Origin of the sequence: Luteimonas sp. MC1750 (genome assembly GCF_016615955.1) — a bacterium.
Lineage (GTDB): Bacteria > Pseudomonadota > Gammaproteobacteria > Xanthomonadales > Xanthomonadaceae > Luteimonas.
In genome coordinates this window covers 1326434-1349105 of sequence record NZ_CP067113.1, presented here as the reverse complement: position 1 = coordinate 1349105, position 22672 = coordinate 1326434, and the positions used below count along the sequence as shown (strand labels likewise).

General features: G+C 69.3%; 17 protein-coding genes and 2 tRNA genes. 9 read left to right on the top strand and 10 right to left on the bottom strand.

From position 1 onward, the window contains the following. Positions 1 to 37: 37 nt before the first annotated feature. The gene (locus JGR68_RS06355) at positions 38 to 3019 is read right to left on the bottom strand and encodes a TonB-dependent receptor (RefSeq protein ID WP_199361567.1); all 2982 of its coding nucleotides are present in this window, start codon (positions 3017 to 3019) and stop codon (positions 38 to 40) included. 46 nt (positions 3020 to 3065) lie between these two features. After that, the gene (locus JGR68_RS06350) at positions 3066 to 4652 is read right to left on the bottom strand and encodes a transglutaminase domain-containing protein (protein ID WP_234446611.1); all 1587 of its coding nucleotides are present in this window, start codon (positions 4650 to 4652) and stop codon (positions 3066 to 3068) included. A 227-nt stretch (positions 4653 to 4879) separates the two neighbouring features. Here JGR68_RS06350 and JGR68_RS06345 point away from each other — a divergent pair, with 227 nt between their 5' ends. The 5 genes from JGR68_RS06345 to JGR68_RS06325 are packed head-to-tail and all read left to right on the top strand — an operon-like array spanning position 4880 to position 9751. Further along, positions 4880 to 6274, top strand: a complete 1395-nt coding sequence (locus JGR68_RS06345) for an SH3 domain-containing protein (protein WP_199361568.1) — start codon at positions 4880 to 4882, stop codon at positions 6272 to 6274. Between the two features lie 3 nt (positions 6275 to 6277). Beyond that, positions 6278 to 7381, top strand: a complete 1104-nt coding sequence (locus JGR68_RS06340; protein ID WP_199361569.1) for a dipeptide epimerase — start codon at positions 6278 to 6280, stop codon at positions 7379 to 7381. A gap of 7 nt (positions 7382 to 7388) precedes the next feature. Further along, complete coding sequence (locus tag JGR68_RS06335) at positions 7389 to 8225, top strand: MurR/RpiR family transcriptional regulator (RefSeq protein ID WP_199361570.1); 837 nt, start codon at positions 7389 to 7391, stop codon at positions 8223 to 8225. Positions 8226 to 8235: 10 nt separating this feature from the next. Further along, on the top strand, positions 8236 to 8502 hold the full coding sequence (locus JGR68_RS06330) for a hypothetical protein (RefSeq protein WP_199361571.1): 267 nt from the start codon (positions 8236 to 8238) through the stop codon (positions 8500 to 8502). A 1-nt stretch (position 8503) separates the two neighbouring features. Next, positions 8504 to 9751 carry a cation:dicarboxylase symporter family transporter gene (locus tag JGR68_RS06325; RefSeq protein WP_199361572.1) on the top strand — a complete coding sequence of 416 codons (1248 nt, stop codon included), beginning with the start codon at positions 8504 to 8506 and terminating at the stop codon, positions 9749 to 9751. A 114-nt stretch (positions 9752 to 9865) separates the two neighbouring features. Here JGR68_RS06325 and JGR68_RS06320 read toward each other — a convergent pair whose 3' ends face one another. From JGR68_RS06320 to JGR68_RS06285, 8 genes are all read right to left on the bottom strand, one after another. After that, positions 9866 to 11500, bottom strand: a complete 1635-nt coding sequence (locus JGR68_RS06320; protein ID WP_199361573.1) for an FMN-binding glutamate synthase family protein — start codon at positions 11498 to 11500, stop codon at positions 9866 to 9868. Between the two features lie 93 nt (positions 11501 to 11593). After that, a tRNA-Leu gene (locus tag JGR68_RS06315) sits at positions 11594 to 11681 on the bottom strand. A gap of 112 nt (positions 11682 to 11793) precedes the next feature. After that, positions 11794 to 11882: transfer RNA gene (locus tag JGR68_RS06310), tRNA-Leu, on the bottom strand. Positions 11883 to 11918: 36 nt separating this feature from the next. Then, positions 11919 to 13265: an MraY family glycosyltransferase gene (locus JGR68_RS06305; protein ID WP_199361574.1), complete on the bottom strand. Its 1347-nt coding sequence runs from the start codon at positions 13263 to 13265 to the stop codon at positions 11919 to 11921. Positions 13266 to 13699: 434 nt separating this feature from the next. Further along, positions 13700 to 14707, bottom strand: a complete 1008-nt coding sequence (locus tag JGR68_RS06300; protein WP_199361575.1) for an NAD-dependent epimerase — start codon at positions 14705 to 14707, stop codon at positions 13700 to 13702. 99 nt (positions 14708 to 14806) lie between these two features. Continuing rightward, positions 14807 to 15298, bottom strand: coding sequence for a ferritin-like domain-containing protein (locus JGR68_RS06295; protein ID WP_199361576.1), 492 nt, complete (start codon positions 15296 to 15298; stop codon positions 14807 to 14809). 68 nt (positions 15299 to 15366) lie between these two features. Beyond that, complete coding sequence (locus tag JGR68_RS06290) at positions 15367 to 16530, bottom strand: zinc-dependent alcohol dehydrogenase (RefSeq protein WP_199361577.1); 1164 nt, start codon at positions 16528 to 16530, stop codon at positions 15367 to 15369. 82 nt (positions 16531 to 16612) lie between these two features. Then, on the bottom strand, positions 16613 to 17500 hold the full coding sequence (locus JGR68_RS06285) for a MerR family transcriptional regulator (RefSeq protein WP_199361578.1): 888 nt from the start codon (positions 17498 to 17500) through the stop codon (positions 16613 to 16615). A gap of 99 nt (positions 17501 to 17599) precedes the next feature. Here JGR68_RS06285 and JGR68_RS06280 point away from each other — a divergent pair, with 99 nt between their 5' ends. The 4 genes from JGR68_RS06280 to ligD are packed head-to-tail and all read left to right on the top strand — an operon-like array spanning position 17600 to position 22579. Then, the gene (locus JGR68_RS06280) at positions 17600 to 18127 is read left to right on the top strand and encodes a fasciclin domain-containing protein (RefSeq protein WP_199361579.1); all 528 of its coding nucleotides are present in this window, start codon (positions 17600 to 17602) and stop codon (positions 18125 to 18127) included. Beyond that, the gene (locus JGR68_RS06275; protein WP_199361580.1) at positions 18124 to 18351 is read left to right on the top strand and encodes a DUF378 domain-containing protein; all 228 of its coding nucleotides are present in this window, start codon (positions 18124 to 18126) and stop codon (positions 18349 to 18351) included. The genes JGR68_RS06280 and JGR68_RS06275 overlap by 4 nt, the downstream gene beginning before the upstream one ends. Positions 18352 to 18400: 49 nt before the next feature. Next, the gene (locus tag JGR68_RS06270) at positions 18401 to 19831 is read left to right on the top strand and encodes a deoxyribodipyrimidine photo-lyase (RefSeq protein ID WP_199361581.1); all 1431 of its coding nucleotides are present in this window, start codon (positions 18401 to 18403) and stop codon (positions 19829 to 19831) included. A 60-nt stretch (positions 19832 to 19891) separates the two neighbouring features. Then, on the top strand, positions 19892 to 22579 hold the full coding sequence (gene ligD / locus JGR68_RS06265; RefSeq protein WP_199361582.1) for a DNA ligase D: 2688 nt from the start codon (positions 19892 to 19894) through the stop codon (positions 22577 to 22579). The last annotated feature ends 93 nt before the right edge of the window (positions 22580 to 22672 follow it).

Sequence of the window (22672 nt, the reverse complement as noted above, 5' to 3'; positions counted from 1 at the left end):
TCCGGACCGCCACCCGACCACCCGCGCCCTGCGCCCGTCAGAAGTTCCAGGTCACGACCAGCTGCGCGTAGCGCGGGGCCTGCCACGCGGTTCCCTGCCCGAAGTACGGCATCCGCGTACCCGGCGTGCTCTCGTAGCGCGAGTGCACGTTCACCATGGTCTGGCTGTTGAACAGGTTGTAGACCGAGAAGCGCGCCTTGAGGTCGATGTCCTCCACCGGCAGCGTCCAGGTCACGTTGACGCCGACGTCCTTCACCCACGGCATGCGACCGAAGGCGCCGCGCTCGGAGTAGACCAGCTCGCGCGTGGCCGGGTTGTTGCAGTTGGCCACGCACAGCCAGCCGGAGCCGCCGCCGCTGAACTCGCCAGGGCCACCGGCGCTGCGGGTGTCATCCGGCCAGACCACGCCGAAGGCCGTGATCGGACCGCCCGAACGCGCGGTCGCGGTGGCGCCGAAGCTCCACATCTCGTTGAGGCGATAGCTGCCGCGCAGCTTGAACTGGTGGCGGAAGTCGTTGAACAGCACGCCATAGCGCTCGTTGTTGGCGGGATGGTCGAAGTGCTGCACCAGGTTGGTGTCGGCGTAGCCGGTGTCGGAGTTGACCGGGCCCTCGAGGTTGCCCTCGGTCTTCGACCAGAGGTAGCTGAAGTTCACCGCCCACTTGTCGTCCCACGCGCGATCCAGCTGGAACTCGACGGCCTTGTAGGTGCGCTTGGGCTTGCTGTACCCCATGACAGCGCCGTTGCCGAACGAGGCGATGTAGCCGTCGCGCGACGAGTCGAACTGCACCCAGTCCTCGGTGTCCGGACACCACAGCGTGACCGACTCGCCCGGGTTGATGATCGGCCAGTCGCCCGAGTACCAGTCGCAGCCTTCGACGTGGTTGATGCGCGCGTCTTCCACCGAGCGCGTCACTTCCCGGTAGGTCGCGTTGACGCCGTACGACCAGGCCTGGTTGATGGCCTGCTGGAAGCCGACGATGAACTCGTCCTGGTAGACCTGCTTCAGGTCGCGCGCGACCGCGGTGCGCACGTCGTCCGGCGGCGGCGCGTTCATGTCGGTGTTGACGGCGCCAATCTGCGCGCCGAGGCTCGGGACCCGGTACGGCGCCCCGGTGATCGGATCGATCATGTCGGTCCAGCCGTTGAACACGTAGTAGGTGTGCTCGTCGGTGGTGCCGCCGCCGAAGTAGTCGGTCAGCTTGTTGGTCAGCGGCAGGTAGTAGCGGCCGGCGTTCGCGAACAGCTTGGTGGTGCCGTCACCCTTCATGTCCCAGCTGAAGCCGACGCGGGGAGACACCATGTCCTCGAAGTCAGCGCGGGCGAAGGTGGCGCCCGACGCCAGCTTGTTGTGGAACTTGTCGAAGCGCACGCCGAGGTTCAGCAGGAGGTTGGGGGTGACGCTCCAGTTGTCCTCGAGGTAGAACGCCTGTGCCTCGGTGGTTACCGGGGCACCGGTGATGTAGCGGCGCGCATCGACGATACGGGTCACGCCCGGAGGAACGACGGTCCCGTTCAGCGATGCGCCGGGAGTGACGTTCTGCACCTGGTAGCTGCGGCCATCGCCCGGATAGCGCACGGAGCTGTTGGAATCCATCACCTCCTGGTCGACGCCGAAGCGCAGCAGGTGGTCGCCCAGCGTCCACTCGAAGTCGAGCCGGATGGCCTCGCGCTCGTCCACGCGCCCGCTGATGCTGCTGTTGGTGGGATGGCAACCCCAGTCCTGCCGCGCCGAGCCGGACACCGTCACGATGCTGCAGTCGGCATCCCACGGGCTGCTGCTGGTGGCGCTGCGCTCGTTGATGCCGTACATCGCCTTGGCGACGAAGTTGTCGCTGAAATGTCCGGTGTAGGTCACCGACCAGCTGTCGCCGCCGGAGCCCGCGGTCGATTCGCCGCTCTGGTCGCCGGTCCGGCCCGAAGCCCAGTCATAGTCGTAGGTCCGCGTGGTGGATTCGGCCTTGTCGGAGAAGGCCAAGAGCTCCAGCAGGTGGTTGTCGTTGATCTGCCAATCGAGCTTGGCGCCCCAGAAATCGTTGTCGCCCTTGGTCAGGTAGGCCTCGGTCTCGTCGATGTCCTTGGGGCTGCTGTCGCGCACTTCGTACATGCCGAAGAAGAACAGACGGTCCTTCACCAGGGCGCCGGACGCCCACACGTTGGCCTTGTAGAACGAGTTCCCGTCGCGACTGGTCCGGTCGCGCTCATCCAGCGTGCCGTCGTCGTGATAGTGGTCGTTCCTGGACGAAGCCCAGGCCGAAGGCTCCATCGTGAGTTCCACGCCAGACTGGAACTCGTTGCCGCCCGACCGGGTCACGGCGTTGATCACGCCACCGGTGCTGCGGCCGAACTCCGCCGAGTAGCCGCCGGTCTTGACCTGGAATTCGTCGTAGAAGCCGAACGGCACCGACGAGAAGCCCTGCCGGCGATACGGATCGGTCACGTTGAGACCGTTGATGTAGACCGCGTTCTCGGCGACCGACGCGCCGCCGAAGGTCAGGCCGCCAAACGTCGCACCCGACGCGACCACGCCCGGGGCCAGCAGCGCCACCGAAGCCAGGCTCTGGTCGACCGGCAGGCGGGAAATCTGCTCGCGTGTCACGTTGGTCGCGGTCTCGGTCGAACGCACGTCGACCCGGTTCACCACCCGGTCGCCGACCACGGTCACCGCGGCCATGTCGGCCACGCCGCCGGCGCTGCCGAGGTTGACGGTGGTGGTGCCGCCGAGTCCCACGCTCACAGGCACCGGCTCACCCACGGCGGCGCCGTCGCGCAGGACCTGCACGCTGTAGTTGCCGACCTGCAGCTGGCCCAGGCGATAGCTGCCGTCGGCGCCCGCGGTCACGGTGCGGGTGGCGCCGGTGGTGGCGTTGACCACCTGGATCTGGTCGCCCGCGCTGGCGCGCCCGGCGACCGCGCCGGTGGCGCTCTGCGCCAGCGCCACCGGCGCCAGTGCGGACAGGCAGGTGCCCAGGGCGATACAGAGTGCGGCTCGGCGGAATCGGGTGTGGCTGGCCTTCATTGCGGTTCTCCCCGGAACAGGTGTGCAGGTGTTGGTTGGCGGTGGATCAGGTGCCGTCGTCCGTGACCGGTGGCAGCAACTGCCACTCGAAGTCGTAATTCCACTGGTCGAAATACAGGTTGCCGCCGTCCCACTCGACTTCCCCGCGCTGCAGGTCGACGGTTTCGGAACGTGGGTGGCGCTTGGCCGGCACGAATTCGCGCGACCAGTCGTCGTTGAACGCGATGCGCCAGGCGTCGAGGCCGCCAAGGTAGAAATCCTGGAGTTTCCCGTCGGCACCCGGCAGACGACCGAAGGTCACGTCCATCGGGACCCAGCCGTAGGGGGCCAGGTACATCCAGCCCCAGTCGTGCATGTTGTTGTAGTCGCCGTCGGAGAAGATCCAGCCCGACTGCCAGCGCGCGGGAATGCCGTTCATGCGCAGCAGGGTGATCAGCAGCAGGGTCTGCTGGCCGCAGTCGGCGTGGCCCTGCTCCAGTGCGTGCTGGCCGATGTTGCTGATGGTCGAGTACTCGCGGGCCCCGGCCCATGGAATCCGGTCGACGGCGGCGAAGAGCTTCTGCGCGATGCGGTAGGGGTTGGTCTCGTCGCCCACGATCCGCGCCGACTCCAGGCGCATGGCATCGCTGAAGACCACGTGCGGGGCGCGCTCGGCGACGAAGGGCGCGAGCTCGGGCGTGATGTCCGCCGGGACCACGCGGGCGGGGTCGATATCAGCGTACTGCGCGTTGACCGTCAATTCGTAGGTCACCGAGAACGCGGTGGGCTGGCCGGCGATGGCCGGTGCTTCCATGTACACGGTGCGCTGCAGCGCGGATTCGGGCGCGAGCTGGTGGCGCGCCGGGACCGTCGACTGCAGCGCGATGCCCTCCTGCTGGCCGTCGATCGCGCGCGGGAATGGCAGCCAGGCGCGGAGCGTCTCGCCTGCAGGCACCGTGTCGGGCTTCACCGTCAGCGACTGGGTCACGCGCACGCGCTGCGGCGCGACCGAGCGCTCGCCGCTCGCCACGGCCGCCTCGCGCACGGCGGCGTGGTGCGGATGCGCGACTTCCAGCGGGCTGTCGTAGAACTTCAGCGGAGTCGCGCGGCGCTGGCGCGCCTCTTCGCTGAGTCGAAACAGGTTGGAGGGTCCGCGGCTGAACCAGCGGCGCTCACCGTCGATCACCCGCGCCTCGATGAGGCCGGCAGCGTCCCAGCGCGCGAACTCGGCGTCGGTGAGGTCGGGGATGTCGCGGCGCAGGCGCGCCTTGGCAGCGGCCTCGTCCAGGCGGAAGTCGAGCAGGATGCGGCGCATGCGCTCGCGCTGGAATTCGAGCGCGGTGCGCTGGTCGGTGCTGAGCGAGGCGTCGGAAAGCGCCGCGGCAATCGCGGCCTCGGCGCCCTTGAAGTCACCCGAGTCGACGCGCTCGACGATGTCCGGCGGCGCGACCAACCGCGCCCCGATGTCGGCATTCGCCACCGTGTCCCCTGTAGGAGCGGCTACAGCCGCGATCGCCCTGCCACCGGCGTCGATGGTCCGCGACTCGCGCGCATCCGTCGCCTGTCCAGGGGATGCCGCCATCGCGGCTGTAGCCGCTCCTACAGGAAAAGCGGCGGCGACGGCGATCGCAGGAAGCGCGGCGGCGATGGCCAAGGCGTGGACACGCCATCGGCGCGGGGACTGGCCCGCGCTTGGAGACGTGTGCTGTGGATCGACTGCAGGCATCGCTGAAAGCCCCTCTCCCGGCCCCCGGAACTGCTTCGGGGCTGTGTAACATGGCGTTCATGGGGCGTCAATAATTTATTCTTTTTGGTTGATTTGTCCGAATCATGTATTCCATGATGCCGTCCGGCTCCCGTATCGCCGGAAGGGGATGATCCATGCGATCCACTGCGCTGCTCCTCAGCCTCCTGCTCGTGCTTCCGGCGTCGCTCGCCGCGCGCGAACCCGCCCCGGCCGCGCCGCCATTCGCGGTGCCGGGACTCACCGAATCCCATCTTTCGCCAGCCTTCTGGATCGAGGCCCTGCCCGATCCGGACCGGATCGTGCTGACGCCGGCACAGATCGCCGCGCAGAACGCACGCATGCAGGCGGAGGATCCGTCGATCCATGACCTCGAGGCCCTGCCCGGACGCATCGAAGGCACGCAGGTGCGGGCCTGGATCGAAGGCCTGTCGAAGCTCCCGGAACGCCCGCTCCATGATGTCCACGGCAAGCCCGTTGAACGCGGCGAACTCGACCGCATCCAGGCCAGCCTCGCGCTCGACGCCATTCCCGACAGCCAGCCGGCGCGCCACGGCATGGTCGTGCGCCGCGCGGACCTGCGCGCCTTCCCGACCCGCCTGCGCGTGTTCAGCAGTGCGGGCGATACCGACATCGACCGCTTCCAGGAAAGCGCGCTGTTCCCCGGCGATCCGGTCGCCATCGTCCACCAGAGCGCCGACGGCGAGTGGCTCTTCATCGTCAGCCAGCGCTATGCCGCCTGGATCGAGGCGCAGTACGTCGCCGAAGGCGAGCGCGATGCCATCCACGCCTGGGGCCGCCGCGCGCCATTCCTCGTGGTCACCGGCGCCACCGCGCGCACCGCGTACACGCCGGAGAACCCCGGGGTGTCCGACGTACAGCTGGAGATGGGCGTGCGCGTCCCGGTGCGCGCGGGCTGGCCGCCGATGGACGAAGTCAACGGCCAGCTTCCGGCCGCGGCGCATGTCATCGAGCTGCCGGTGCGCGGCGGGGACGGCCGGCTGTCGTTCGAGCCTGCCCTGCTCCCGCGCTCGGCCGACGTCGCCAGCGACTACCTGCCGCTGACCGAAGCCAACCTCATCCGCCAGTCGTTCAAGTTCCTCGGCGAGCGCTACGGCTGGGGCCATTCTTACAACGCGCGCGACTGCAGCGGCTTCGCCTCGGAGATCTACCGCAGCTTCGGCGTGCTGATCCCGCGCAACACCAGCGCGCAGGCGGTGAGCCCGGCGCTCAACCGCCTGCCACTGGACAAGGCCGACAGCCATGGCAAGCGGCTGGAGGCGCTGCGCGATGCGCGGCCGGGCGACCTGGTCTACATGCCGGGCCACGTGATGATGATGATCGGCCACGTCGACGGCGAACCCTTCGTCATCCACGACACCAGCGGCATGAGCTGGAAGCCCGAAGGCGCCGATGACCTGGTGCGCCTGCACCTCAACGGCGTGGTGGTGACGCCGGTCGCGCCGATGATGACCAACGCGACCACGCCCACGATCGACCGTCTCACCAGCATCCAGCGCATCCGGCCCTGACCCATGAAGATCACCGACATCCGGCTCGCGATGCTGCGGGTTCCGCTGAAGACCCCGTTCAAGACCGCGCTGCGCACCGTCGACACGGTGGAAGACATCGTGGTGATGATCCACACCGACGATGGCCGCATCGGCTACGGCGAGGCCGCGCCCACCGCGGTCATCACCGGCGACACCCACGGCTCGATGATCGAGGCGATCCACCGGATCATCGGCCCGCGCCTCATCGGCCGCGACGTCGCCGACCTCAACCGCAACGTGCAGCTGGTGCAAAGCGCGATGGAGCGCAACACCAGCGCCAAGGCGGCGGTCGAGATCGCGCTCTACGACCTGTGGGCGCAGCTCTACGGCGCCCCGCTCTACCGCATGCTCGGCGGCGGCGGCGATCCGGTGGTCACCACCGACCTCACCATCAGCGTGGACTACATCGACAAGATGGTGGCCGACTCGCTGGCGGCGCTCGATCGCGGCTTCGAGTCGCTCAAGATCAAGGTCGGCAAGGACATCGGGCTCGACATCGAGCGCGTCAAGGCGATCCACGCCGCGGTCGACGGCCGCGCCCTGTTGCGCCTGGACGCCAACCAGGGCTGGACGCCGAAGCAGGCGGTGTTCGCCATCCACGCGCTGGAAGACGCCGGCATCCACCTCGAGCTGCTGGAGCAGCCGGTGCCCGCGCGCGACATCGAAGGCCTGAAATACGTCACCGAACGGGTGCATACCCCGGTGATGGCCGACGAGAGCGTGTTCGGCCCGGCCGAGGTGATCGATCTGATCCAGCGCCGCGCCGCCGACATCATCAACATCAAGCTGATGAAGACCGGCGGGCTGTCGAACGCCATCCGCATCGCCGACATCGCCGCCGTCCACGGCGTCGACTGCATGATCGGCTGCATGATCGAGTCCGCGATCAGCGTGGCCGCCGCCGTCCACCTGGCGGTGGCCAAGGCCGGCACCATCACCAAGGTCGACCTCGACGGCCCTTCGCTGTGCACCTTCGACCCGGTCGAAGGCGGCGTGGAGTTCAACGAGTCGGAGATCGCCATCAGCGACGCGCCGGGCCTGGGCATCCGCTCGGTGCGCGGGCTCGAGCCGATCGCGGTCGGCTGAGGGGCGCATGCCGCCGCTTGCGAGGATCCGCGGCGAACGCGACCGGATGTCGGCGATCGAACGCCGCATCGCCGACTTCATGCTCGACAACGCCCACCTGCTGCGCGACTACTCCTCGCAGCAGCTGGCCAACGCGCTGGGCATCAGCCAGTCGAGCGTGGTCAAGTTCAGCCAGAAGCTGGGCTTCAAGGGCTATCCGGACCTCAAGTTCTCGATCGGTGAATCGCTGGCGCGGCTCGACCCCGAAGGCGGCGGAACCGGCACCGCGCGCGCCGCGCGCAACGACGATCCCGGGGCCCTGCTGGCCGAGTCGCTGTGGCGCGCCAAGGCCGAGGCGGTCAACGTGACCCGCGCGCTCAACGCGCACAGCGACGTTTCGCGGGTGGCCGAGGCGATCCGCGCGGCGGACAAGGTCTACGCGATCGGCGTGGGCAACGACGGGCTGCACTCGCGCGCGATCGCGATCAAGCTGGCGATGATCGGCCGCACCGCGATACACCTGTTCGATCCGGCGCTGATGGCGGTAGGCACCTCGTCGGCCGCGCCCGGCGACGTCCTGCTGGTCCTGTGCGAGCACGGCCAGGAGGCCGCGCTCTGCCACACCGCGCGCCTGTTCCGCCGGCGCGGCGGCAAGGTGGTCACGTTCACCCGCCACACCGCGAACGCACTGCGCGCGCACGCCGACATCGCGCTGCTGGTCAGCGCCCACGACCCGCGGCCCCAGGTCGAGCTGCTGCTGTACCACGCCGCGCTCCAGCACCTGCTGGACCTGGTGTTCCTGCTGCTGTGCGAGGACGAGGCCCACCTGCGTATGCTGGTGGAAAATGCAGCACCAATCGAATGAGGCCAGCGGTATGGGTGAGGATGGGACGCTGCTGCTGTGGGAGCCGGATGCTGGGACGCTGCACCTGTGGGAGCCGGATGCCGGGACGCTGCACCTGTGTGAGCCGGATGCCGGGACGCTGCCCATGTGGGAGCGGCTACAGCCGCGATTGCCGGTGATCGCGGCTGTAGCCGCTCCTACAGGGGCGCGATCGGGTGTGATCGCGGCTGTAGCCGCTCCTACAGGGATGCGATTCGAGGCGATCGCGGCTGTAGCCGCTCCTACAGGGGCGCGGTGAGGTGCGGCGGCTTTCAAATGCGGCGCGCGTCCTGCTCGCCCTTGCCCTCGGCGCCATCATCGGCCTCGCGCTGTCCTACAGCGACCCGGAACTCGGCGCGCGCGCCGCCGACCTGGTGCAGCCGATCGGCCGGCTCTGGCTCAACGCCCTGCAGATGACCGTGGTGCCGCTGGTCGCGGCGCTGGTGGTGCTTGGCGTGAACTCCGCCACCGACGCGGCCGCATCAGGCCGCACCGCCCGCCGCGCAATGGCGGTGTTCGCCGTGCTGCTGATCGCCTCGGGCAGCTTCACCGCGTTCATGGCCCCCGGCCTGCTGTCGCTGGTGCCGCGCGACCAGGCCCTCGTCGACGCCTTCCGGCTGGCCATCGGCGCCGACGACACCATCATCGGCCGTGCTCCTTCGTTCGGCGAGTGGATCACCACCGTCATCCCCAGCAACGCGCTGGCCGCCGCCGCGGCGAACGCCATGCTGCCGCTGGTGGTGTTCTCGCTGTTCTTCGGCTTCGCCGCCACCCGCATCGAACCCGAGCGGCGCGCGCGCCTGCTGGAGCTGGTGCAGGCGATCGCCGACACCATGATCCAGGTGGTGCGCTGGGTGCTGTGGGCGGCGCCGCTGGGCGTGTTCGCGCTGGTGCTGGCGGTCTGCGCCCGCGTGGGCCTGGCGGTGCTGGGCGCGCTGGGCTGGTACGTGCTGCTGCTGTGCACGCTCTACATCATGGTCACCCTGCTGCTGTACGGCGTCGCGCGCCTGGTCGCCAGGGAGCCGGTGCGCCGCTTCATGGTCGGCATCTTCCCGGCGCAGGTGATCGCGGCCAGCACCCAGTCCTCGCTCGCATCACTTCCGGCGATGATCGACTGCGCCCGCACCCGGCTCGGCTACCCGCTGCACGTCACCGCACTGGTGCTGCCGATGGCGGTGTCGCTCTTCCGCATTACCAGTCCGATCCAGTACATCGGCGTGGTCAGCTTCATCAGCTGGATGTACGGGCTGGACCTGAGTGGACTGCAGATCGGCACCGCCATCGTGCTGTCGGCGCTGATCAGCATGGGCTCGGTGGGCCTGCCCGGCCAGGTGAGCTTCATGACCAACAACCTGCCCGTGACCCAGGCCATGGGCCTGCCGGTGGAGCCGCTGGGCCTGCTGCTGGCGGTGGACAACATCCCCGACATGTTCTCGACCGTCGGCAACGTCACCGGCGACCTGACGGCGACGGCCGTGGTCAACCGCCTGGAGGCCGGCGGGGCGTGATAACACTGTAGGAGCGGCTATAGCCGCGATTGCGGGAGAAGGGCATCGCGGCTATAGCCGCTCCTACAGGGTGATGCGACGGGTTTATCGCCCAGTGGGCGCGCGGCCGGCAAATCACCGGCTCTTCGACGTCCGCATCTCGAGGACGCGCGACGGCGGGGCGAACGTGTCGGCGCGCGCGACGTCCCAGAAGGTCTTGAAGACGGCATGTCGTTCGGGCACCGCGCCCGCCAGCAGCTCACCCGGCTGCAGGAAGTGGTAGATGCTGGCCAGCGAGCTCACATGCATCTGCGAGACCCGGCGCACGATGTGCTCCGGCCCCAGCTCTGCCGGCGACGACAGCCCCGACGCACACAGCAGGTCGCGCAACGCCACCATCGTGTTGCGGTGGTAGTTGGCCACGCGCTCGCCCTTGTCCTGCACGTCCAGGTGTTTCCAGCGGCGTGGATCCTGGGTCGCGATGCCGGTCGGGCAGCGATCATTGTGGCAGCTGCGCGCCTGGATGCAGCCCAGCGAGAACATGAAGGCGCGGCCTGCGTTGCAGAAGTCGGCGCCCATCGCCAGCGTGCGCGCGATGTCGAAGGCCGAGGTGATCTTGCCCGCCGCGCCCACGCGGATCTTGTCGCGGAGATCGAGGCCCACCAGGGTGTTGTGCACCAGCATCAGCGCCTCCTGCAGCGGCACGCCGATGTGGTTGACGAACTCCACCGGCGCCGCACCCGTGCCACCCTCGGCGCCGTCGACCACGATGAAGTCCGGCAGGATGCCGGTCTCGCGCATCGCCTTGGCCACGCCGAACCACTCCCAGGGATGACCGATCGCCAGCTTGAAGCCCACCGGCTTGCCGCCGGCCAGGCCACGCAGCCCGGCCACGAACTCCAGCAGCCCCACCGGCGTCCCGAACGCCGAATGCTGGGCCGGCGAGTTGCAGTCCACGCCCACCGGCACGCCGCGCGTCAGCGCGATCTCCGGCGTCACCTTCGCGCCGGGCAGCATCCCGCCATGGCCGGGCTTGGCGCCCTGCGACAGCTTGATCTCGATCATTTTGACCTGCGGGTCCGCGGCATTGGCCGCGAAGCGCTCCGGGTCGAAGCGCCCTTCCGCGTCCCGGCAGCCGAAGTAGCCCGAACCGATCTCCCACACCAGGTCGCCGCCGTACTCGCGATGGTAGGGCGAGATCGAACCCTCGCCGGTGTCGTGGTAGAAGCCGCCGCGCTTCGCGCCCAGGTTGAGCGCACGGACCGCGTTGGCCGACAGCGAGCCGAAGCTCATCGCCGAGATGTTGAACACGCTCGCGTCGTAGGGAGCCGCGCCACCGGCGCCCACCGTGGTGCGGAAGTCGTGCCCGGCCAGGTGGGTCGGCACCAGCGAATGGTTGATCCACTCGTAGTCGTTGCCATAGACGTCGTGGATGGTGCCGAACGGCACCGTGTCCTGCACGCGCTTGGCGCGCTGGTAGACCAGCGCCCGCTGCTCGCGCGAGAACGGCACCTCCTCGGTCTCGCGCTCGATGAAGTACTGGCGGATCTCCGGCCCCACCGACTCCAGCCCGTAGCGGAAATGGATCAGCACCGGATACAGCTGCCGCAGCGTGCTGATGCGCTGGCTGACGTCGAGCAGGCCCAACAGCGACAGCGCGCCCGCGACCGCCGCCACCCACCACCACCCCGACGACCACGTCAGCGCCAACACGATGCCCAGCAGGCAGATGGCGATGCAGGCGAACCAGGCGGTATAGCGGTAGGTCATCGGAAAAACCGGAGGCGCGCCCCGCTGGCGCAGGCCTGATCCTACGTCACCCGATGATGTGACTCGGTTGCGCGAGCGGCGCGGCTGCATCGCTGGTGCCCGGGGTGGGAATCGAACCCACAAGGCCTTGCGGCCGGAAGATTTTAAGTCCCCTGCGTCTACCTGGTTCCGCCACCCGGGCCATGGCGCGCCCCGTGGCCGGGGGTGCGCAACCGGTTGAACGCGTGAAGGCCGCGCAAGCGGCCTCGCACGTGCGGGCGTACTGGGCGTGCTGGGGCGCGAAAAAATTGAGTTGGTGCCCGGAGTGGGACTCGAACCCACACTTGGCCGCGAGGCCGGGGGATTTTAAGTCCCCTGCGTCTACCGATTCCGCCATCCGGGCAAGCTCTCCTGCCGCCGGCGCTGGCGGCGCGGAGTGTCAGGCGCTGTTGCGTAAACGCTCGCGCGCGGACGCGTGCCGGTTGGACGGGTCGACGTCGTTGACGGGATCATCGGCGCGCGCGTCGGCATCGCTCTGCGCCATGGCCGGCGCCGCGCCGTCCTTGCCAACGGCTCGCGCGGTGCGCCGCGCGGTGGTGCCCGCGCTGCGGGATCCCGCTGCATGCTTGCCAGCGCCTGGCACCATCGGCAGCGGAACTTCGCTGCGGCCGCGTGCCTTGTGCGCACGCTCCGGCATCGGGCCGAACACGGGCAGCGCGCGCAGCACGGCGAAGAAGCGCAGCGTCCTCTGGCGATGCGTGCTCAGCGCGTACCAGCCCAGGCACAGCGCGAGGAACCCGGCCAGGATCAGCATGTTGGGCACGTCCAGCCGCATCAGCTGGCCGGCCACCAGGCCGGTGCCGAGGCTGAAGAGGGTCAGCACGAGTGCGGCCTGGGTCGGGCCGAAGCCGGCGTCCTGCATGAAGTGGTGGATATGGTCACGGCCGGCCGAAAACGGCGAGCGGCCTTCGCGGACGCGGCGCACGGTCAGCACGAGGCAATCCAACACCGGGATCGGCAGCAGCCAGAGCGCCAGCACCGGGTTCACCGGATGGCCCGAGTTCTGGGTCAGGCGGAACACTACCCAGGCCACCAGCAGGCCCAGCCAGGCACTGCCGGCGTTGCCCATGAAGGTCTTGGCCCGCGGCTGCCAGGGGAAGCGCATGTTGTAGAGCAGGAAGGCGCAGACCGCGCCGGCGATGACCAGCGAGATGCGCGCCAGCGACGGGTTGCCGGCATAGACGGCCGCGCACGCCAGCATCACCAGGCAGGCCGCGACCAGCGAGCCGGCGAGGCCATCGGCGCCGTCGACCATGTTGATGGCGTTGATGATGCCGACGGTGGCGAACACGGTGAACGGCACCGAGATCCAGCCCAGCTCGCCCATGCCGAACACGCCTCCAAGGTTGGCCACGCTCACGCCGGCGCCGTAGATCATGATCAGCGCGGCGACCACCTGGGCCAGCACGCGCCAGTACCAGCGCAGGTCATAGCGGTCGTCGTACAGGCCGATGCCGACCAGCAGCAGCGACGCGGCGACGAAGGAGAGCATGGTCGCGGTGGCGTGCTCGCGGATCAAAGGCAGCACCACGATGCAGCCGACCACCATCGCCAGGCCGCCGATGATCGGGGTCGGATGCGCGTGGTCCTTGCGGCCGACGGGGAAGTCGAGGAGGTTCAGTCGCGGCGCCAGGGGATGCAGGACCCGCATGACGCACCAGGTGGCGACGGCTGCGAGCAGCGCGTAGGCCAGTCCAATTTCGTTCGCAAGTTCCAGCATGTCCATGTCGATTCCCTGGACCCCTCATGGGCCCGCCCTGCGTGACCGAAGCAAGCTTCGGGCCACTCGCGCAGATGCGCAGCAAGCCACGGATTCTACACGATTGTTGCATTGCACCACGTGATGGACGCGGTCACCGGCACAAACTGCTGCCACGCGTCACACCGCATCGCCAGCCTGAATACACGCAGGAGCCGCTACAGCGGCGAAGGCGGAGCGTCCCGCCGGGACGCAGCCACTGTAGGAGCGGCTACAGCCGCGATAGCGGAGCGTCCCGGACAAGGCACACAGCCACTGTAGGAGCGGCTATAGCCGCGATAGCGGGGCGTCACAACCAGGGCGATCGCGGCTGTAGCCGCTCCTACAGGGGGGTGGATATCGGCCGGGGCGATCGCGGCTGTAGCCGCTCCTACAGGGACGAAGCCGAGGGAGGCGCCAGATCAGCCGTAGTACCCGCGGTACCACTCGACGAAGTTGGCGACGCCCTGTTCCACCGAGACGATCGGGCGGTAGCCGACGTCGGCCACCAGCGCGCCCACGTCGGCCTCGGTGTCCGGCACGTCGCCGGCCTGCAGCGGCAGCATCTCCATCACCGCCTTGCGGCCCAGGCACTCCTCGAGCACTTCGATGTAGCGCAGCAGCTCCACCGGCTGTTCGTTGCCGATGTTGTAGATCCGGTACGGCGCGACGCCGCTCGAGCCGGGGTCGGGGGACTCGCCCTGCCACGCCGGGTCCGCCACCGCCGGCCGGTCCAGCGCGCGCACGATGCCTTCGACGATGTCGTCGACATAGGTGAAGCTGCGGCGGTGGTGGCCGTGGTTGAAGACCTTGATCGGCTCGCCGGCCAGGATCGCCCTGGTGAACAGGAACAGCGCCATGTCCGGCCGGCCCCAGGGCCCGTAGACGGTGAAGAAGCGCAGGCCCGTGGCCGGCACGCCGTAGAGGTGCGCATACGAGTGCGCCATCATCTCGTTGGCCTTCTTGGTCGCCGCGTACAGCGTCAGCGGATGCTCGGTGGGCTGGCGCTCGTTGAACGGCATGGCGCGGTTGGCGCCGTAGACCGAGCTGGTCGAGGCGAACACCAGGTGCTCCACTCCGTGGTGGCGGCAGCCTTCAAGCACGTGCAGCGTGCCGGTGACGTTGCTCGATACATAGACATGCGGATTCTCGGCGGCATAGCGCACGCCGGCCTGCGCGGCCAGATGCACCACCCGGTCGGGCCGGTGCGTCGCGAACACGTCTTCCACCGCCGCGCGGTCCGACAGGTCGGCCTGCACGTGGGCATAGCCCGGGTGGTCCATGAAGCGCGCGAGCCGCGCCTTCTTCAGGTTGACGTCGTAGTAGTCGTTGAGGCTGTCGAAGCCGACGACCTGGTCACCGCGCGCCAGCAGCTGCAGGGCGACATGGCTGCCGATGAAGCCGGCGGTGCCGGTGACGAGGACTTTCATTGCGAGGCTCCGGTCGGGGAGGCGGCATGATACCCGCCTCCCGCCCGGGGCCGCGGCGGCACCGCGCGGCGCTGGCCGCGCGGCACCGCAGGCCCGGCGTCAGGCCGCCTTCTGCGCAGCCTTGCCGCTCCTGGCCAGGATCGCCAGCTTCTCGTCGGTCGCGCGCTCTTCCTTGAGGTTGGCCTCGAGCAGCGGCAGTGCGTCGCGGTAGCCCAGCTGGGTCGCCAGCACGCACAGGGTGCTGTAGGACGCGATCTCGTAGTGCTCGGACTTCTGCGCGCCGCCGATCAACGCGGCATCGCGCACCGGGCCGGCTTCCACTTCTTCGATCACTTCCTTGGCCTCTTCCACCAGGCCTTCCATCGCTGCGCACTTGATGCGCTTGAGCTTCAGGCCCTGCTTCTCGACCAGCTGGTCGATGCGCTCGATCTGGCCCAGGGTCTCCTCCAGGTGGGTCTCGAACGCAGCCTTGAGGTCGGGCGCCTCGGCCGCGCGCGCCATGCGCGGCAGCGCCTTGCTCATCTGCTTCTCGGCGCTGTACATGTCCGAAAGCTCGTGGATGAACAGGTCTTCCATCGTTTTGACAGCCATCGTGATGTCCTCGGTTTGGGGGTGGAGCGGAAAGATCGCGCCGGCCTGATCCATCCGGCGTGAAGTCCTCAGGGCGTCAGCACCACCTTGCGGCACTCGTCGTCCTGGGCGTTGAACATCTCGTAGCCCTTGGCCGCATCCTCAAGCTTCATGCGGTGCGAAATGATCACTTCGGGCTTCAGCCGGCCCTCGCCGATCGCCTCCAGCAGCTCGGGCATGAAGCGCTGCACATGGGTCTGGCCCATCTTGAAGGTCAATCCCTTGTCGAAGGCGTCGCCGAACAGGAAGCCATGGATGAAGCCGGCATAGACGCCCGGCACGCTCACCGTGCCGCCCCTCCGGGTGGCGGCGATGGCCTGGCGGATCGCCTTGCCGCTGGAGCCTTCCAGCTTGAGGTTGGTCATCACCGTTTCGGTGACGCTGCCCTTGGCCTCGAAGCCGACCGCCTCGATGGTCGCGTCCACGCCCCGGCCCGCGGTCGCCTCAACGATTGCCCCGGCGGGGTCGTCGACCTCGTCGAAGTTGATCGGGATGATGTCGTAGGTGGCGCGCGCAAAGGCCAGCCGATGGGCGTTGTCGTCGATCATGAAGATGGTCGCCGCACCGAGCATGCGTGCGCAGGCCGCGGCCATCAGCCCCACCGGCCCCGCGCCGAAGATCGCCAGCGAGGAGCCCGGTTCGACGCCGGCGTTGATCGCCGCCTGGTAGCCCGTGGGCAGGATGTCGGACAGGAACAGCACCTGTTCGTCGGACAGCACGTCGGGCACCACCAGCGGGCCGACATTGGCCTGCGGCACGCGCACCAGCTCGGCCTGGCCGCCGGGCACGCCGCCGTACAGGCGGCTGTAGCCGAACAGCGCCGCCGGCGGCTTGATCTGCTTGGCATTGAGGATCGCGCCGCGGCCGGTGTTGGTGGTCTCGCAGCAGGCGTATTCGCTCAGCAGGCAGTGGAAACACTGCCCGCAGGCGATGACGAAGGGAATCACCACGCGGTCGCCGCGCTTGACCCGCGTCACCGCGGGACCTGCGTCCTCGACGATGCCCATGAACTCGTGGCCGAGGATGTCGCCATCCTCCATCGTGGGGATCTTGCCGCGGTAGATGTGCAGGTCCGAGCCGCAGATCGCGGTGGCGGTGACGCGCAGGATGATGTCGTCGGCGGCCACCAGCGAAGGGTCCGGCATGGTTTCGACGCGGACATCGTGCTTGCCCTGCCAGGTGAGTGCGCGCATCGGGGAATCCAGTCTGCTTCGCCGCTTCGGGCGTGGCAGACCAGACTGGTCGCGAAGCCGTGATCCCGGCGTGGAGTGCTGGTCAGGCCGCGCGCTGCGCGTGGCTGACCTGGCGGGCGAACACGTTCGGATCCTGCACCGCGCGCACGCGCGGCAGGCCCAGGGCCTCGCCCAGGTAGCGCGCGTTGGCGCCGCCCAGCCAGACCGGAATCTGCGGCTCCAGCTGGGCGTCCAGCACGCGAAGCGCCTCCAGCGCGGCCCGCGCATGCCCCGGATCCACCGAACTCACCGCCACCGCCGCCGCGCCCAGCCGGTTGGCGACCCGCGCGAGCTCCGGCGCCGGAAGCTCGGTGCCCAGGTACAGCACCGGGAGGCCCATCTCGTGCAGGTGCAGCGCCGCGCCCAGCAATCCGAGTTCGTGCGGCTCGCCGCTCAGCGTCGCGAACAGCACGCGCGGCCGCCGTTCGCGCGGATGCTGGTTCAGGATCGACAGCAGGCGCGCGCGCAGCATGCTGCTGACCAGCCGCTCCTGGGCGATCGCCAGCCGGCCGTCGGCCCAGCGCTGGCCGATCTCGCGCAGCAGCGGCATCACCACGCGTTCCAGCAGCACCGGCAGCGGAAGCGTGGCGATCGCGACCGACAGCTCGCGGTCGAAGACGTCCACGCGATAGTCCGCCACCGCATCCAGCAGCTGCGCGGGCAGCGCTTCCAGGCCGCCGTAGCCGGCGTGCCGGCGCTCCTCCAGCAGCTGGTCCAGCGCGGCATCGTCCAGAGCGGCCAGGTCGCGGATCGGATGGCCACGGTCGGTCAGCCGATGCAGCCGGGCCAGCCGCTCGACCATCGCCGCGTCGTACAGCCGCCGGCCCTTGTCGTCGCGCAGCGGCACCACGGCGCCATGCCGGCGCTCCCACGCACGCAGGGTTTCGGGCGTCAGCCCACTCAGCTCGGCGGCGGCCTTGACCGGGTACATGCCGGCAACTGTACAACCAACGTACAAGCCGTGCATGTACATCCGTCTAACCGTCTCGCCCCGAGACTGGCGCCGTCACCCCAACCCAAGGACTTCGCCATGTACGTCCCGTCCCGCCTCCGCCTTCTCACCGCCGCGCTGGCCCTCGGCCTGGCCGCCCCGCTTGCCTACGCCGCGCCGTCCGGCGATTCCGCCGCAGCCGCCAAGCCGGCACGCGCCAGCGCCGACATCGTCGACACCGCGGTCGCCGCCGGCCAGTTCAAGACCCTCGCCGCTGCACTGCAGGCCGCCGGCCTGGTCGACACCCTGAAGGGCCCGGGCCCGTTCACCGTCTTCGCGCCCACCGACGCCGCCTTCGCCGCCCTGCCGGCCGGCACCGTCGAATCGCTGCTGAAGCCGGAGAACCGCGAAAAGCTCACCGCCATCCTCACCTACCACGTCGTCGCGGGCCGCTACCCTGCCGCTCGCGTTGCCGGGCTCGACAGCGCGCCGACCGTCAACGGCGGAACGGTCGACATCAAGGCGATGGGCGGCGGCGTCACCGTCGACGGCGCCCGCGTCACCAAGGCCGACATCGAAGCCAGCAACGGCGTCATCCACGTCATCGACAAGGTACTCATGCCATGAAAGCCATCAACCTCATCACCCTCGTGCTCGTGATCATCGGCGGCATCAACTGGGGCCTGGTCGGTTTCGCCCAGTTCGACCTGGTCGCGGCGATCTTCGGCGGCCAGGACGCGCTCCTCGCCCGCGTGGTCTACGCCCTGGTCGGCCTGTCCGCCCTGTGGCAGATCGTCCCGCTGCTGAAGGCCGGCGATACCGGTGAAGTCCGCGCCCAGGCGCGTCGCTGAGCCCAGCGCGTTTCCGCAGGCGGCCGTCGCGCCCTATCCATAGAGCACCATGTCCACTGCCGTCATCTGGTTCCGCGACGACCTCCGCCTGCGCGACCACCCCGCCCTGCATGCCGCACGCAGGGCGGGTCTCTCCCCGCTCCCGGTGTACATCCACGCCCCCAGCGAAGACGGTGGGTGGGCACCGGGGGCGGCCTCCAACGCCTGGCGCCACCGGTCGCTGGCCGCGCTCGACGCGTCGCTGCGCCAGCTCGGCTCGCGCCTGCATGTCTTCGCCGGTGACAGCCTCGCCACCCTGCAGGCGATCGCCGCCGCCAGCGACGCCGAAGCCGTCTACTGGAGCCGGCGCCACGAGCCCGTCGCCGCCCGGCGCGACGAGGGCGTACGCCGCGCGCTGCGTGCCCAGGGCCTGCGCGCCGATGCCTGGAATGCCAGCCTGCTGTTCGAGCCCTGGCAGCTGGAAACCAGGGCCGGCGATCCGTTCCGCGTCTTCACCCCGTTCTGGAATGCCGCGCGTCGCGCCTGGGCGCCGCAGTCGCCGTTCCCGGCGCCGAGCGAGCTCCCCGCGTTCCCGACGGCGCTGCCCGGCGAGACCACCCTCGATGCCCTCGGCCTCAAGCCCGATCTCCACTGGGACGACAGCTTCTGGGCGCACTGGACGCCCGGCGAGGCCGGTGCCGAGGCCGCGCTGCAGGCCTTCATCGCCGGCGGACTGACCGACTACCGCCGCGGTCGCGATGTCCCGTCGCAATCGCTGACCTCGCGCCTGTCCCCGCACCTGCACTTCGGCGAGATTGCGCCCTGGCGCGTCGTCGATGCCGTCGCCAGCGCCGGCCCGGTGGAAGAGCGCGCCGCCTTCGTCCGCGAGATGGCCTGGCGCGAGTTCGCCGTGCACGTCCTGCACCACTTCCCGCGGACCACCGACGCCAACTTCAATCCGCGCTTCGACGACTTCCAGTGGGCCGCGCCGGATCCGGGCCTGCTGCGCGCCTGGCAGCGTGGCCGCACCGGCGTGCCGATCGTCGACGCCGGCCTGCGCGAGATGCGCGCCACCGGCTGGATGCACAACCGCGTGCGCATGGTCGTGGCCAGCTTCCTCACCAAGCACCTGCGCCTGCACTGGCTGCAGGGCGCGCGCTGGTTCTGGGACAACCTGGTCGACGCCGACCTCGCCAACAACACGCTCGGCTGGCAGTGGGTCGCCGGAACCGGCGTCGACGCCGCACCCTACTTCCGCATCTTCAACCCGGTGCTGCAGGCGCGGAAGTTCGATCCCGACGGCGCCTACATCGCCCGCTGGGTGCCGGAGCTGCGCGGCCTGCCGGCGACGGCCCGCCACGCGCCGTGGGAAGCCGCCGCGAACGGCCGGGCCACCGGCCTGTATCCACCGCGCCCGATCGTCGACCTGGCCGAAGGCCGCGCGTCCGCGCTCGAAGCGCTCAAGCGCATCCGCACCGTCCCGCCCGAGGAGCAGGACTGACCGGCCGTTCACGGCGGCCGCCACAAGGTGGCCGGACTGCCCACGCCAAGGTGCGTCCCGATGAGCCTGGTCGAATACCGCCGCAAGCGCAGCTTCGACAAGACCCGCGAACCCGAGCCCGGCAAGCCCCTGCCACGCGGCAAGCGCGCCATCTTCGTCGTCCAGCTGCACCACGCCAGCCGCCGCCACTACGACTTCCGCCTGCAGGTCGGCGACGCGCTGAAAAGCTGGGCGGTGCCCAAGGGTCCGAGCTACGACCCCTCGGTGAAGCGCATGGCGGTGGAGGTGGAAGACCACCCGATCGACTACGCCGGCTTCGAGGGCGAGATCCCGAAGGGCGAATACGGTGGCGGCCACGTCGCGCGCTTCGACCACGGCGTCTGGTCAACCGAAGGCGATCCCGAAGCGCAGCTGGCCAAGGGCCACCTCCGGTTCGAACTGTTCGGCGACAAGCTCAAGGGCGGCTGGCACCTGGTGCGCTCGGGCAAGCCGGCGAAGCAGCCGCAGTGGCTGCTGTTCAAGGACAAGGACGCCTGGGCCGGCGAGCTGGAAGCCGACGACCTGCTGGCCGATGTCACCGCCCCGCCCGCGGCCGACCTGAAGCGCGCCGGTGCCGGCAAGGCGGTCAAGAAGAAGCTGGCCACCGTCCCCGCGCGCAAGGGCCGGCGCAAGGACTGGTCGAAGCAGGCGCTGGCGCTGACCGGCGCGAAGAAGGGCAAGACGCCCGAAGGCCCGTTCGAACCGCAGCTGGCCAAGCTGCACGAGACGCCGCCCGAAGGCGAGCAGTGGCTGCACGAGATCAAGTGGGACGGCTACCGCATCCTTGCCACCATCGCCAAGGGCGAGGTGCGCCTGTGGTCGCGCAATGCGCTGGAGTGGACCGACAAGCTGCCGGAGATCCGCGCCGCGATCGAATCGCTGCGGCTGGAGTCCGGCGCGCTCGACGGCGAGCTGATCGCCGGCGGCGGCACCAAGGACGACTTCAACCTGCTGCAGTCCACGCTCTCGGGCGAGCGCCAGGGCAGCCTGGCCTACGCGCTGTTCGACCTGCTGCACCTGGACGGCGTGGACGTGTCCAATGCGCCCCTGGTCCAGCGGAAGGCCCTGCTGCAGGCGCTGCTGGAAGGCGCGGTCGGGCATCTTGCCTACAGCTCGCACACCGTCGGCGACGGCACCGCGGCCTATGAGCTCGCAGGCCAGAACGACTTCGAAGGCATCATCTCCAAGCGCGCCGACCGTCCCTACCACCCCGGCCGCAGCGACGAATGGCGCAAGACCAAGCAGCTGGCCAGCGACGAATTCGCCGTCGTCGGCTACACCGCGCCCAAGGGCAGCCGCACGGGCTTCGGCTCCCTGCTGCTGGCCAAGCCTGATGCGGAACACGGCTGGCTGTACGTCGGCCGCGTCGGCAGCGGCTTCAATGACCGGCTGATGGCGGAGGTCACGAAGAAGCTGCCCAAGCGCGGCGAAAAGCAGCCCACTGCCCACGTCGGCACCACCGACACCGACCTGCGCACCGCCACCTGGTTCGCGCCGAAATTCGTCGTCGAAGTCTTCTACCGCGGCATCGGCCGCCAGAAGCTCCTCCGCCAACCCTCCCTGAAAGCCATCCGCCCCGACAAGAAGGTCACCGACCTCCACGATTCCGACCGCAGTCCGCCCGCCCCCGCCAAACCCCCCGCCCGCCGCGCAACCGCCGGATCCACGCCCGCCCGATCCACCCCCGCCGGATCCACCGCCGCCGGATCCACCCCCGCCGGATCCACCCCTGTAGGAGCGGCTAAAGCCGCGAAAAAACCCACCAGAAAAACCGCAAACCCCACCACTCCCACCACCACCAAAAAACCTGCCAAAAAACCAGAATCCCCTCCCCGCCAACCCCCAACCCTCTCCAGTCCCACCAAACTCCTCTACCCCGACATCCGCGCCACCAAACAGGACGTCTGGAACTACTACACCGCCGTCATGGACCACCTGCTGCCCGAGGTCCAGGGCCGCCCCGTCTCCATCATCCGCTGCCCCTCCGGCTCGGAGAAAACCTGCTTCTTCCAGAAGCACCTCACCGCCGGCCTCGAGCTCGTCTCCACCCAGCGCCTGAAGGAAGAAAGCGGCGGCAACGCCGACTACCTCGTGATCGAAGACGCCCCGGGCCTGCTCGAACTCGTGCAGTTCAACGCGCTCGAGTTCCACCCATGGGGCGCGCACGCCGCCACCCCCAACACCGCCGACCGCGTCATCTTCGACCTCGACCCCGGCCCCGGCGTCAGCTTCGCCGAGATCAAGGCGGCCGCCACCCAGATCCGCCGCCTGCTCGAACAGGCCGAACTCGAATCCTTCCTGCGCGTCTCCGGCGGCAAGGGCCTGCACGTCGTCGTGCCGCTCAACCCCGGCTGCGACTGGGACCTGACCAAGCGCTTTGCCCAGGGCTTCGCCCAGGCGCTGGCGCAGAGCGAACCCGACCGCTACGTCGCCACTGCCACCAAGGCCAAGCGCAACAAGCGCATCTTCATCGACTACCTGCGCAACGGCCGCGGCGCCACCGCCGTCGCCTCGTACTCGCTGCGCGCCCGCCCGCGCGCGCCGGTCGCCATGCCGATCGCCTGGAGCGCACTGGCCAAGCTCGACCGCCCCGACCCCTTCACCATCCAGGACGTCCCCGCGATGCTGAAGCGCCGCCGCAAGGACCCCTGGGCCGACATCGCCAGGATCAAACAAAACCTAGCCCGCTGGTCCACACAGCCCGACTGACCCCGGGTGCCCTCGCCCCTGTAGGAGCGGCTACAGCCGCGATCCCACCCCCCCACTCGCTATCATGTCTCCCCACCCCCGGAGACCTCCACC